Consider the following 12,185-nt stretch of genomic DNA (forward strand, 5'->3'; position numbering starts at 1 on the left):
GCTAATGATGCGTACCCTGCAAGACATTCCTGCGCTGCGTGAAACCCTCGGCGAATATCGCCGTCGTGGACAACGCATCGGACTGGTGCCGACCATGGGCAACCTGCACGCCGGACACCTCGCCCTGGTCGAAACCGCTCGACGGCATGCCGACGTGGTGGTAGCCACCGTTTTCGTCAACCCGCTGCAATTCGGCCCCCATGAGGACCTCGATGCCTATCCGCGGACCCTGGCCGATGACCAGGCAAAGCTCGAGGCCGCCGGCTGCGACCTGCTGTTCACGCCTACCGTCGCGACCCTCTACCCGCGCGGCCTGGACGCTCAGACGCAGGTCTGCGTCCCGGCCGTCAGCGAGGGGCTGTGCGGCGGCTCACGACCCGGGCATTTCGACGGCGTCTCCACCGTGGTCAGCATCCTGTTCAACCTGGTGCAGCCCGACGTAGCCTGCTTCGGCGAGAAGGACTACCAGCAGCTGGCAGTGGTCCGCAAGCTGGTTGAAGATCTGCATTTCCCCATCGAGATCGTCGGCGTTCCCATCGTACGCGCCGAGGATGGCCTGGCGCTCTCGTCGCGCAACGGCTATCTCGATGCCGCCGAGCGCACCACGGCGCCCGCGCTGCAGCATACCCTTGCCATGCTGCGCGATGCGCTTGAGGCCGGCGAGTCCGTCGAGGTCACTCTGGCAACCGGCCTGGCCCGACTGCGCGAGACCGGCTTCGAGCCCGACTATCTGGAGCTGCGCGCCGCTGACCTGGGGCCGATAACCGCCACTACCCGCGAGGCCGTGCTACTCACCGCCGCCCGCTTGGGCACGACCCGCCTGATCGACAACCTGACCCTGACCCTGCCGCGCTGAGGCGGCGCTAGTACGCACCCGGAGGAAAAAGCCCGCATGTTCACCGTCATGCTCAAGGCCAAGCTGCACATGGCCCGCGTTACCCACGCCGTCCTCAATTATGAAGGCTCCTGCGCCATAGACGGCGAGCTGCTGGACATGTCCGGCATCCGCGAAAACGAGCAGATCCAGATCTACAACGTCGAGAACGGCCAGCGTTTCACCACCTACGCCATTCGCGCCGAGGAGGGCTCGCAGGTCATCTCGATCAACGGCGCTGCCGCTCACCTGGCCGGCCCCGGCGACCGCGTGATCATTTGCAGCTATGCTCACTACAGCGAGGCCGAGCTGGAAAACCACCAGCCGAGCCTCGTCTACTTACAGGAAGGCAACGTCGTCAGCCACACCAGCAACGCCATTCCCGTCCAGTTCGCCTGACGACCTAGGCGGCAGGTTGACGACACGCCTGGGGCCATCTCCCCATGAGACATTGCCGCGACGCACAATAGTCGCCTATGCTGACCTCTCAGCGTCCGCGAACGACTCAGGAGAATTCCAATGCAAGATGTGGTGATCGTTGCTGCTCGCCGTACCGCCATCGGCGCCTTCGGGGGGTCGCTTGCCGGCATTCCCGCCAGCGACCTTGGTGCGCTGGTGATCAAGGACATCCTGGCTTCCACCGGTGTGGCTCCCGACCAGATCGACGAGGTGCTCCTCGGCCAGGTACTGACTGCTGGCGTAGGCCAGAACCCGGCGCGCCAGGCCGCCATCAAGGCCGGCCTGCCGCATACCGTACCCGCCATGACCATCAACAAGGTGTGTGGATCCGGTCTCAAGGCCATCCACCTGGCCACCCAGGCCATCCGTTGCGGCGATGCCGAACTAATCATCGCCGGCGGTCAGGAGAATATGTCGGCTTCGCCCCATGTGCTGCCCAACTCGCGTAACGGACAGCGTATGGGCGACTGGAAGGCCATCGACACCATGGTGCATGACGGCCTGTGGGACGCCTTCAATAATATCCACATGGGCATTACCGCCGAGAACCTTGCCGAGAAGTACGGTATCACTCGCGAGGCCATGGACGAGTTCGCCGCCGCTTCACAGCAGAAGGCCGCCGCCGCCATCAAGGAAGGCCGCTTCAAGAGCCAGATCGTCCCGGTGGAAATCCCTCAACGCAAGGGCGACCCGGTTGTCTTCGATACCGACGAGAATCCCCGCGAAGTCAGCGCCGACAAGCTCAGCACCATGAAGCCCGCCTTCAAGAAGGACGGTACCGTCACTGCCGGTAACGCCTCTTCCCTCAATGACGGCGCCGCCGCGGTGATGATCTGCTCCGCCGAGAAAGCCAAGGAGCTCGGCCTCGAGCCTCTGGCACGCATTGCCGCCTACAGCAATGCCGGCGTCGATCCCGCCATCATGGGTATCGGCCCGGCACCAGCCACCCGCCTTTGCCTGAAGAAGGCCGGCTGGAACCTGGACGATCTCGATCTGGTCGAGGCCAACGAAGCGTTTGCTGCCCAGGCTCTCTCGGTCAACAAGGAGCTCGGCTGGGATACCTCCAAGGTCAACGTCAACGGCGGCGCCATTGCACTGGGCCACCCCATCGGCGCTTCCGGCTGTCGTGTGCTGATCAGCTTGCTCCACGAGATGATTGCCCGCGATGCCAAGAAGGGCCTGGCCACGCTGTGTATCGGTGGTGGGCAGGGCGTCGCCCTGGCAATCGAGAGGTAAAACCGCTTCGCTAGCGTGGAAGCAATCAAAAAAACCGCCCCCATGGCCAGGCCATGGGGGCGGTTCGCTTTTCTGCTTCGAGTGACGCTTACAGCGCGGTCTCGGTCTGCTCGGCTTCGAAAGCGGCCTTCTCTTCCGGCGTGATCTCCTTGATGGTGAGCTTCACGCGGTTGCGGTTGTCGATGTCGAGTACCTTGACCACCACCTCGTCACCCTCGTTGAGGAAATCGCGCACGTCGTTGACCCGCTCGGGCACGATCTGCGAGATGTGCACCAGACCGTCGGTACCCGGCATGATGTTGATGAAGGCACCAAAGTCGGCGATGCGCACCACCTTGCCGCGATAGAGCTTGCCGATCTCGGCCTCGGCGGTGATCGACAGCACGATATCGATGGCCTTCTTGGCCGCCGCCTTGTCCTCGGCGTAGATGCGCACGGTGCCGTCGTCGTCCAGGTCGATGGAGGCTCCGGTATCCTCGCAGATCTTGCGGATGGTGGCACCGCCCTTGCCGATGACGTCGCGGATCTTCTCCGGGTCGATCTTGATGGTGGCCATGGAAGGCGCGTTCTCGGAAACCTCGGAACGACTCTGCCCGATCACCTCGTTCATCTGCTCGAGGATGTGCAGGCGGGCCTCGTGGGCCTGCTGCAGGGCGACCTCCATGATCTCCTCGTTGATACCCTCGATCTTGATGTCCATCTGCAGGGCGGTGACACCTGCAGCCGAACCAGCCACCTTGAAGTCCATGTCGCCCAGATGGTCCTCGTCACCGAGAATGTCGGTGAGTACGGCAAAGCCGTCGTCGTCCTTCACCAGGCCCATGGCGATGCCCGCCACCGGTGCCTTCATCGGCACGCCGGCATCCATCAACGCCAGTGACGCACCGCACACCGAGGCCATGGAGCTGGAGCCGTTGGACTCGGTGATTTCCGATACCACGCGGATGGTGTAGGGGAAATCCGCCTCGTCGGGCAGCATGGCCTGTACGCCACGGCGTGCCAGACGGCCATGGCCGATCTCGCGACGCTTGGGGCCGCCCATGAAGCCTGCCTCGCCCACGCTGTAGGGAGGGAAATTGTAATGCAGCAGGAAACGATCCTTGCGCTCGCCTTCCAGCGACTCGATCAGCTGGGCGTCACGCAGGGTGCCCAGGGTAGCGATGACGATCGCCTGGGTCTCGCCGCGGGTGAAGATCGCCGAGCCGTGAGTCTTGGGCAGGCTGCCCACCTCGATGGCCAGCGGCCGCACGGTCTTCTGGTCGCGACCGTCGATACGCGGCTCGCCCTTGATCACGCGTGAGCGCACCACACGCTTCTCGAGGCCGGCGAAGGCGCCCTTGACCTCGTCGGCGTCGAACTGCCCCTCTTCCTCACCGGCCAGCTGCTCTACCGCCTGCTCCTTGAGTGCAGCCAGCGCGTCCTGGCGGGCCATCTTGTCGGTGACGCGGTAGGCTTCGCCGACCTTGGCCTCGAAGGCCGCAGCGACGGCCTGCTTGAGCGCGGTATTCTCGGCGGGCGGCTGCCAGTCCCACTTGGGCTTGCCGGCTTCGGCGACGAGTTCGTTGATCGCGCGGATGGCGATCTGCATCTCCTGGTGACCGAAGAGCACGGCACCCAGCATTTCGTCCTCGAGCAGCTCATCCGCCTCGGACTCGACCATCAGCACGGCCTTCTCGGTACCGGCAACGACCATGTCCAGCTCGGAGCCGGTGAGCTCTTCCACGGTGGGGTTGAGGAAATACCCCTTGTCCTCGTTGAAGCCGACGCGTGCTGCAGCAATGGGGCCCTTGAACGGCACGCCGGAGATCGACAGTGCCGCGGAGGTGCCGAGCATGGCCGCAATGTCCGGGTCATGATTGCGATCGGTGGAGAGCACCGTACAGATGACCTGGACCTCGTTCATGAAGCCCTTGGGGAACAGCGGCCGGATCGGGCGGTCGATCAGGCGCGAAGTGAGGGTCTCCTTCTCGGTGGGACGCCCCTCGCGCTTGAAGAAGCCACCGGGGATCTTGCCCACAGCGTATGTCTTCTCCTGATAGTGGACCGACAGCGGGAAGAAATCCTGCCCGGGCTTGGTGTCCTTGCGAGCGACCACGGTGCACAGCACCACGGTTTCATCCATGGTGACCAGAACGGCACCAGTGGCCTGGCGAGCGATGCGCCCGGTTTCCAGGGTGACGGTGCTGCGACCGTACTGAAACGTTTTCTTGACCGGATTCACGGCGACTTCCTTCAACTTGTCTCTACTCATGTATGGGTCGTTTTTTGACTCGGCGACCATTTTAGGTGTTGACGCGCACGAGAGCCACCTATACCACCGTTTTCGCCCCTGGAAACGCAAAACGGGCAGCCCCCTGAGGGGACTGCCCGTTCACACGTCGAGAACAAGGAAAGGAGGGATCCGCGTTACGCGCCCCCCTTTACTTTAGCGACGCAGGCCGAGGCGCTGGATAAGTGCCTGATAGCGCGAGAGGTCCTTGCGCTTCAGGTAGTCCAGCAGCTTGCGGCGCTGGTTGACCATGCGGATCAGGCCACGACGGGAGTGGTGATCCTGCTTGTTGGTCTTGAAGTGATCCTGCAGGCCGTCGATGTTGGCGCTCAGCAGGGCCACCTGAACCTCGGGGGAACCGGTGTCGTTGTCGCCACGGCCGTATTCCTTGACGATTTCGGCCTTCTGTTCAGCGGTAAGTGCCATCTGTTTCTCCAGTAAGCAATATGCCTGAAACGTGAATGTGTGAGACCACGCATATTTGCAGTCTCGGGCCTTTCTCCTTGTGAAACGCGGGCAGGCCGCGTCTCAGTCGACTGCCGTACTGAGCAGCCGCTTGGGAGCCACTTCCTGTGCCCCCTTCACCACGCCGAGACCGATGAAGACCTCGCCGCTGTAGAGTCTCGCCGTCGCCCCAGGGGCGATGGCGGTAGGCTCGACGTCGGCCGCCTGGCCGTGCATGAGCCGCTGTCTTGCCGCTTCATTTACATCGAGCCGCGGCAGGTGCGCCACCAGCACGTCGACCGGCAGCAGCGCCGCCTCACGCTCATCCTGTCCCGCCAGCGCTTCCAGCGCCTCCAGGGGCAGCATCCCCTCGCTGCCGAAGGGGCCGGTGGCGAGCCGGCGCAGGGCGGTGATATGTGCCCCACAGCCAAGGGCTCGACCGATATCCTCGGCCAGGGTACGGATGTAGGTACCCTTGCTGACCCGTACCTCGAGTTCGAAGGCATCGTTCTCGAAGGCAAGAAGGCGGGCATCATACACCGTCACACGCCGTACTGCACGCTCGACGCTCTTGCCCTCGCGGGCCAGCTCGTAGAGCTTGCGACCCTGATGCTTGAGCGCCGAGTACATCGGCGGTACTTGCTCGATCTCACCGCGAAAACGCTCGAGCACCCGTTCGACGTCCTCGGCCGTGAGTGGCGGCACCTCGTAGCGCTCGACCACCTCGCCCTCGGCATCACCGGTATCGGTCACCGCCCCGAGCTGCACTCGGGTGCGGTAGACCTTGTCGGCCTCGAGCAGGTGAGCCGAGAACTTGGTCGCCTCCCCCAGGCACACCGGCAACAGCCCGGTTGCCATGGGGTCCAGCGTACCGGTGTGGCCCGCCTTCTGCGCCTGCAACAGGCGCCGTGCCTGCTGCAGGGCATGATTGCTCGACGCGCCCCTGGGCTTGTCGAGCAGCAGCACGCCATTGACCGGCAGGCCGCGACGGCGACGCGCCATCAGCCGCGCTCTCCCTCGTCGCCGCCACCGGACTCATCTTGCTCGCCGGGATGACGGGCACGGTCGCTTTCGACCGCCTCGTCGATCAGCGAAGAGAGCCGCTGGCCGCGCACCACGCTCTCGTCGTAGTGGAAGCGCAGCTCCGGCACGTGGCGCAGCTTGATGCGACGGGCGATCTGGCTGCGCAGGAAGCCTGCCGCCTGCTTGAGGACCTTGAGGTTTTCCTTGATGCGCTCGGGACTGTCCTCACCCAGTAGGGTCACGTAGACGTCGGCATAGCCGAGGTCACGGCTGACCGTGACCCCGCTGACGGTGACCATGCCCAGGCGCGGATCCTTGACCTCGCGCTGGATCAGTACGGCCAGCTCCTTCTGCATCTGATCGCCGACCCGGTCGGTACGCTTGAACTCGCGCATGCTCAACTCCCGCTGCGATTACAGCGTCCGCTCGACCTTGACCTGGTCGAAGACCTCGATCTTGTCGCCGACCTGGACGTCGTTGTAGTTCTTCACGCCGATGCCACACTCCATGCCGTTACGCACTTCGTTGACGTCGTCCTTGAAGCGACGCAGCGACTCGAGCTCGCCCTCGTAGATGACCACGTTGTCGCGCAGCACGCGGATCTTCTTGTTGCGATGCACGCTGCCCTCGATCACCATGCAGCCGGCCACGGCGCCGATCTTCGGCGCGCGGAAGACGTCGCGAACCTCGGCCACGCCGACGATCTCTTCCTTCCACTCCGGTGCCAGCATGCCGCTCATGGCCTGCTTGACCTCATCGATCAACTGGTAGATGACGCTGTAGTAGCGCAGATCCAGCCCCTCGCGCTCGATGATCTCGCGGGCAGCGGCGTCGGCACGTACATTGAAGCCGACCACGATGGCCTCGGAGGCCAGCGCCAGGTTGGCGTCGGTACCGGTGATACCACCCACGCCGGAGGAGACCACGGCCACCTGAACTTCGTCGGTGGAGAGCTCTTCCAGGGCGCCCTTGATCGCTTCCAGCGAGCCCTGCACGTCGGCCTTGAGCACGATGTTGACCTTGGCCACCTCGTCCTGGCCCATCTGGCTGAACATGTTCTCCAGCTTGGCCTTCTGCTGGCGCGCCAGGCGTACTTCGCGATACTTGCCCTGACGGAAGTTGGCGACCTCGCGGGCCTTCTTCTCGTCGGCCACAACCATGAAGTCGTCACCGGCATCCGGGGTACCGTCGAGGCCCTGGATCTCCACCGGCATGGCGGGGCCCGCCTCATCGACCTGTTGACCCAGTTCGTTGGTCAGTGCACGCACACGACCGTAGTGCAGGCCGGCCAGCACGATGTCGCCCCGCTTCAGGGTACCGTTCTGCACCAGCACGGTGGCCACCGGGCCACGGCCCTTGTCGAGACGCGACTCGACCACCACGCCCTTGCCGGGAGCTTCCGGCACCGCCTTGAGCTCGAGTACCTCGGAGACGAGCTGGATCGCTTCCAGCAGGTCCTCGATACCTTCACCGCTCTTGGCCGAGACGTGCACGAACTGAGTATCGCCGCCCCACTCCTCGGAGATGACGCCGTACTGGGACAGTTCGTTCTTGACCCGGTCCGGGTCGGCCTCAGGCTTGTCGATCTTGTTGACCGCCACCACCATGGGCACGTCGGCCGCCTTGGAGTGTTCGACCGCCTCGATGGTCTGAGGCATGACGCCATCGTCAGCCGCCACCACCAGGATGACCACGTCGGTGGCCTTGGCACCGCGTGCACGCATGGCGGTGAACGCCGCGTGGCCCGGGGTGTCGAGGAAGGTCACGCCGCCGTGCTCGTCTTCGACGTGATAGGCGCCAATGTGCTGAGTGATGCCGCCGGCTTCACCGGTGGCCACCTTGGCCTTACGGATGTAATCGAGCAGCGAGGTCTTGCCGTGGTCGACGTGGCCCATCACCGTAACCACCGGTGAGCGGGTGATCTCCTCGCCCTCGTAGGAGATGCCTTCGAGCATTTCGGTCTCGAGGGCGTCGTCCTTGATCAGCTTGGGCTTGTGGCCCATCTCCTCGACCACGATGGCCGCGGTATCCTGATCGATGGTCTGATTGATGGTCACCGCAGCGCCCATGGTGAACATGGTCTTGATGACCTCGTTCGCCTTGATCGACATCTTGTCGGCAAGCTCGGCAATGCTGATCGATTCGGGAATCGAGACTTCGCGCACGATAGGCTGCGTTGGCTTCTGGAAGCCATGCTTGCCGCCACCGCTCTGGCTGGAACCACGACGGCCACCGCGGCGCTCGGCACGCTTGACCTTCTTGCCACCGCCACGGCGACGCTCCTCGCGGTCACCGCGATCGTCGTCGTCACGATCGTGACGCCCTTTCTTGGCCGAAGCCTTCTTGGGCGGCGCGGTACGGCGGTCGGTGCGACCCTCCTTGGGCGGGGCGGGCGGCTCGGGCTCGCCGGCCGGCTCCGCAGCGCTCTCCAAAGTGGGCACCGGGATCTCGGCCTCGGCCACAGGCTTGGATGCCTCGGCCTTGTCCGCTTCCTCACGAGCGGCCTGCTCGGCGGCACGCGTCTTGGCCTGCTCGATCTCCAGAGCCTCTTGAGCCTCACGCCTGGCCTGAGAATCGGCCATATCGCCCACTAGCTGACGTGGCCCGGCCTCCTCCACCAGCTCGGGTGAAGGCGCCTCTTCCTCCTCGGCGCGCTTGACGTAGGTACGCTTCTTGCGCACCTGCACTTCGATGGTCTTGCCGCGCTCGCCGGTCTTGATCCGGCTCTTGGTCTTGCGTGTCAATGTGATGCGATTGCGCGCGCCAGCACCGCCGCCACCATGGCTCTTGGTCAGGTAGTCGAGCAGCTTGCGCTTGTCCTCCTCGGACACGGCGTCGCTCTCCGACTTGTGCTCGAGCCCGGCTTCTTTCATCTGTTCCAGCAGGCGAGGCACATCGCGCCCCACCTTCGCTGCAAAATCCTTAACGGTCATTTCCGACATCTCGACCCTCCTCAGCCCGTGACCCGTTTACTGTTCGTTCTCGAACCAGGGCGCACGGGCAGTCATGATCAGTGCTGCAGCGCGCTCCTCGTCCATGCCCTCGATGTCCATCAGATCGTCGACGGACTGCTCGGCGAGGTCCTCCATGGTGACGATGCCCCGGCTCGCCAGGATGAAGGCCAGGTGACGCTCCATGCCATCCATCTCCAGCAGGTCGTCGGCCGGCTGTGCGCCGTCCAACTCCTCCTCGGAGGCAATGGCGAGTGTCAGCAGCTCATCCTTGGCACGCGCACGCAGTTCTTCTACCAACTCTTCGTCAAGCTCCTCGATCTCGAGAATCTCCTCGAGGGGCACGTAAGCAATCTCCTCCAGCGTGGTGAAGCCCTCTTCCACCAGCAACCGGGCGAGGTCATCCTCGATCTCCAGATGCTGGATGAAGTGCTCGACCAGGCTGTCGATCTCCTGCTCGCGCTTGTCTTCCGCCTCCCCCTCGGTCATGACGTTGATTCGCCAGCCGGTGAGTTCGGAGGCCAGACGCACGTTCTGTCCGCTGCGGCCGATGGCCTGAGCGAGGTTGTCCTCGGCCACCGCCACGTCCATGGCGTGGGCGTCCTCATCGACCAGGATCGAGCCGACATCCGCAGGCGCCATGGCATTGATGACCAGTTGAGCCGGGTTGTCATCCCACAGGATGATGTCGACCCGTTCGTTCTGCAGCTCACTGGACACCGCCTGGACACGGGAACCGCGCATACCGACGCAGGCGCCAACCGGATCGATGCGGCGGTCGTTGGTCTTGACCGCAATCTTGGCCCGCGAGCCGGGATCGCGAGCTGCACCCTTGATCTCGATGAGCTGCTCGGCAATTTCCGGCACCTCGATCTTGAACAGCTCGATGATCAGCTCGGGGCAGGTACGCGAAAGAATCAGCTGAGCGCCGCGCGCGTCGGCGTCGACCTTGGTCAACAGCGCACGCACGCGGTCGTTCATGCGGTAGCGCTCGCCAGGGATCATCTCGCTGCGCGGCAGGAACGCCTCGGCGTTGTCACCCAGGTCGATGATCAGGCCGTCGCGGGTGGTCTTCTTGACGATGCCGGCCACCAGCTCACCTTCGCGTTCGGCGTACTGACGCACCACCTCGGCACGCTCGGCCTCGCGCACTTTCTGCACGATGACCTGCTTGGCGGTCTGGGCAGCGATACGGCCGAAAGCGGCGTTCTCGATCTGCTCCTCGACCACGTCGCCCAGCGTGAGCGGCGGGTCGCGGCGCTCGGCGAAGGACTGCTTGATTTCGGCGTCCGGGTTCTCGAACTCGTCGTCTTCCACCACTTCCCAGCGGCGGAAGGTCTCGTATTCGCCCGTTTGGCGATCGATGTGCACGCGTACGCTGACCTCGCGACCTTCGAAACGCTTGCGTGAGGCGCTGGCCAGCGCCGCCTCGACGGCTTCGAAGATGACTTGGCGGGGAACGCCCTTCTCGTTGGAGATCGCATCCACGACCGTCAGAATTTCTTTACTCATGCCTATGCCTCGCCAGAAAACCTGTTCTTGTGCACCAGCAACCTTGGCCGGCGACCTCAGTCTTCGAACCGGGGAACTACCCGTGCCTGATCGATGCTTTCGATCGGAAAGCAGTACTCTTCACCATCCAGCTGCAGCAGCACCTCGTCCTCCTCGATGCCGGCCAGCAGTCCCTGGAACTTGCGCCGGCCATCGAACGGTATGCGCAGCTTCAGCGCCACCACGTGTCCGGCGAAGCGCGCGAACTGGTCGAGGGTGAAGAGCGGACGGTCCATGCCCGGCGACGATACCTCCAGGCGATATTCACCCGGAATGGGATCCTCCACATCGAGCACGGCACTGACCTGGCGACTAACGTCGGCGCAGTGGTCCACGCTCACACCGTCGGCATGATCAATGTAGATCACCAATTGGGAATGCTTGCCCTGAGAGCGATAATCGATGCCCCAGAGCTCGAATCCCATGGCGGTGACCACCGGTTCGATCAGCGCATACAGCGCAGCGTCCTTGAGTGCCACAGAGAAAGCTCCTACAGCCGTTGCATCAGGCACCTGGCCGGGAGTGAACAGGAAAGCTAGGTGGCTGATTGGCGTTGCCCGGATAAGCACTGTCGACCCATGCCGACAGTAAGCTGCTAACAAAAAGCCCCTTCGCAGGAAGGGGCCTTTCACAAGAAACCTGTAGTACCACTTTCGGCATCTTGCATCCCATTCGGACGCCTGCCGGAAGATGGTAGCGGGGACCGGATTTGAACCGATGACCTTCGGGTTATGAGCCCGACGAGCTACCAGACTGCTCCACCCCGCAACATTCCAGGTCGGCGATTGTAGGCGTGATACGGGCTTGAGTCAAGGTAACATGAGCCAAGCAGCCGCCCGCAATCTTCCTGGTGCCAATCCTGCTTCTGACGACTCGCGATCTCGCTTCAGACCGCAGCACTTCAGATGGTGCCGAAGGCGGGACTTGAACCCGCACGACCTTACGGTCACTACCCCCTCAAGATAGCGTGTCTACCAATTCCACCACTTCGGCTTGCTTGATTGCCGGAGCCGCGACCTCAGTCGTCGCTTTCCTCCAGCACTGGCGCGGTATTATCCACATCACGGGCCTCATCGTCAAGCGTCGGCAGCCCGCGCTGCTGTTCGATCAGGCGCGCATCGGGGATACCCGCTTCCGGTGCCTGCCCCGCCTGAGTGGCAAAGTAAGCCAGGGTCAGCGAGGTAGCAAAGAAGGCTGCCGCCAGTATCGCCGTAGTCCGTGAGAGGAAGCCGCCGGTGCCGCGCGAACCGAATACGGTCTGCGAGGCACCGCCACCGAAGGCGGCACCGGCTTCGGCACCCTTGCCCTGCTGGAGCAGGATGAGTACGACCAGGGCGATGGCGATCGCCACGTGGATCATGAGAATGGCAACTTGCAT

The 12,185-nt window shown here is 63.7% G+C and carries 11 protein-coding genes and 2 tRNA genes; 3 read left to right on the forward strand and 10 right to left on the reverse strand.

Features of this window, described 5'->3' with window-relative positions:
• Positions 1–7: 7 nt before the first annotated feature.
• The 3 genes from panC to SPH52_RS20600 all read left to right on the forward strand — a co-directional run bounded on the left by panC (position 8) and on the right by SPH52_RS20600 (position 2,569).
• Positions 8–856, forward strand: coding sequence for a pantoate--beta-alanine ligase (gene panC, locus SPH52_RS20590; protein ID WP_411796912.1), 849 nt, complete (start codon positions 8–10; stop codon positions 854–856).
• Positions 857–892: 36 nt separating this feature from the next.
• Positions 893–1,273 carry an aspartate 1-decarboxylase gene (gene panD / locus SPH52_RS20595; RefSeq protein ID WP_411796913.1) on the forward strand — a complete coding sequence of 127 codons (381 nt, stop codon included), beginning with the start codon at positions 893–895 and terminating at the stop codon, positions 1,271–1,273.
• Positions 1,274–1,393: 120 nt separating this feature from the next.
• On the forward strand, positions 1,394–2,569 hold the full coding sequence (locus SPH52_RS20600) for an acetyl-CoA C-acetyltransferase (RefSeq protein ID WP_411796914.1): 1,176 nt from the start codon (positions 1,394–1,396) through the stop codon (positions 2,567–2,569).
• Between the two features lie 88 nt (positions 2,570–2,657).
• Here SPH52_RS20600 and pnp read toward each other — a convergent pair whose 3' ends face one another.
• The 10 genes from pnp to secG all read right to left on the reverse strand — a co-directional run bounded on the left by pnp (position 2,658) and on the right by secG (position 12,185).
• Entirely contained in the window at positions 2,658–4,790 is a 2,133-nt protein-coding gene (gene pnp / locus SPH52_RS20605) for a polyribonucleotide nucleotidyltransferase (RefSeq protein ID WP_411796972.1), read from the reverse strand.
• 204 nt (positions 4,791–4,994) lie between these two features.
• Positions 4,995–5,264 (reverse strand): 30S ribosomal protein S15, encoded by a 270-nt coding sequence (gene rpsO, locus SPH52_RS20610; RefSeq protein WP_263581617.1) that lies wholly within the window; start codon positions 5,262–5,264, stop codon positions 4,995–4,997.
• A 102-nt stretch (positions 5,265–5,366) separates the two neighbouring features.
• The gene (truB, locus tag SPH52_RS20615) at positions 5,367–6,284 is read right to left on the reverse strand and encodes a tRNA pseudouridine(55) synthase TruB (protein ID WP_411796915.1); all 918 of its coding nucleotides are present in this window, start codon (positions 6,282–6,284) and stop codon (positions 5,367–5,369) included.
• Positions 6,284–6,700, reverse strand: coding sequence for a 30S ribosome-binding factor RbfA (gene rbfA, locus SPH52_RS20620; protein ID WP_411796916.1), 417 nt, complete (start codon positions 6,698–6,700; stop codon positions 6,284–6,286). The genes truB and rbfA overlap by 1 nt, the downstream gene beginning before the upstream one ends.
• Before the next feature lie 18 nt (positions 6,701–6,718).
• Positions 6,719–9,247 carry a translation initiation factor IF-2 gene (gene infB, locus SPH52_RS20625; protein WP_411796917.1) on the reverse strand — a complete coding sequence of 843 codons (2,529 nt, stop codon included), beginning with the start codon at positions 9,245–9,247 and terminating at the stop codon, positions 6,719–6,721.
• 27 nt (positions 9,248–9,274) lie between these two features.
• The gene (nusA, locus tag SPH52_RS20630) at positions 9,275–10,768 is read right to left on the reverse strand and encodes a transcription termination factor NusA (RefSeq protein WP_411796918.1); all 1,494 of its coding nucleotides are present in this window, start codon (positions 10,766–10,768) and stop codon (positions 9,275–9,277) included.
• A 56-nt stretch (positions 10,769–10,824) separates the two neighbouring features.
• Entirely contained in the window at positions 10,825–11,286 is a 462-nt protein-coding gene (gene rimP / locus SPH52_RS20635; RefSeq protein ID WP_411796919.1) for a ribosome maturation factor RimP, read from the reverse strand.
• A 212-nt stretch (positions 11,287–11,498) separates the two neighbouring features.
• Positions 11,499–11,575: transfer RNA gene (locus SPH52_RS20640), tRNA-Met, on the reverse strand.
• Positions 11,576–11,713: 138 nt separating this feature from the next.
• Positions 11,714–11,800 (reverse strand) — tRNA-Leu (locus tag SPH52_RS20645).
• Between the two features lie 25 nt (positions 11,801–11,825).
• Complete coding sequence (secG, locus tag SPH52_RS20650; RefSeq protein ID WP_411796920.1) at positions 11,826–12,185, reverse strand: preprotein translocase subunit SecG; 360 nt, start codon at positions 12,183–12,185, stop codon at positions 11,826–11,828.

It is taken from the genome of Halomonas sp. A29 (genome assembly GCF_046723295.1).
Classification (GTDB): Bacteria; Pseudomonadota; Gammaproteobacteria; order Pseudomonadales; family Halomonadaceae; genus Halomonas.

What these genes read in the sequence shown, in the direction of transcription:
- panC (WP_411796912.1), top strand. Translation starts at nt 8, where the DNA reads ATGCGTACCCTGCAAGACATTCCTGCGCTGCGTGAAACCCTCGGCGAA.
- panD (WP_411796913.1), top strand. Translation starts at nt 893, where the DNA reads ATGTTCACCGTCATGCTCAAGGCCAAGCTGCACATGGCCCGCGTTACC.
- SPH52_RS20600 (WP_411796914.1), top strand. Translation starts at nt 1,394, where the DNA reads ATGCAAGATGTGGTGATCGTTGCTGCTCGCCGTACCGCCATCGGCGCC.
- rpsO (WP_263581617.1), bottom strand. Translation starts at nt 5,264, where the DNA reads ATGGCACTTACCGCTGAACAGAAGGCCGAAATCGTCAAGGAATACGGC.
- truB (WP_411796915.1), bottom strand. Translation starts at nt 6,284, where the DNA reads ATGGCGCGTCGCCGTCGCGGCCTGCCGGTCAATGGCGTGCTGCTGCTC.
- rbfA (WP_411796916.1), bottom strand. Translation starts at nt 6,700, where the DNA reads ATGCGCGAGTTCAAGCGTACCGACCGGGTCGGCGATCAGATGCAGAAG.
- infB (WP_411796917.1), bottom strand. Translation starts at nt 9,247, where the DNA reads ATGTCGGAAATGACCGTTAAGGATTTTGCAGCGAAGGTGGGGCGCGAT.
- nusA (WP_411796918.1), bottom strand. Translation starts at nt 10,768, where the DNA reads ATGAGTAAAGAAATTCTGACGGTCGTGGATGCGATCTCCAACGAGAAG.
- secG (WP_411796920.1), bottom strand. Translation starts at nt 12,185, where the DNA reads ATGCAAGTTGCCATTCTCATGATCCACGTGGCGATCGCCATCGCCCTG.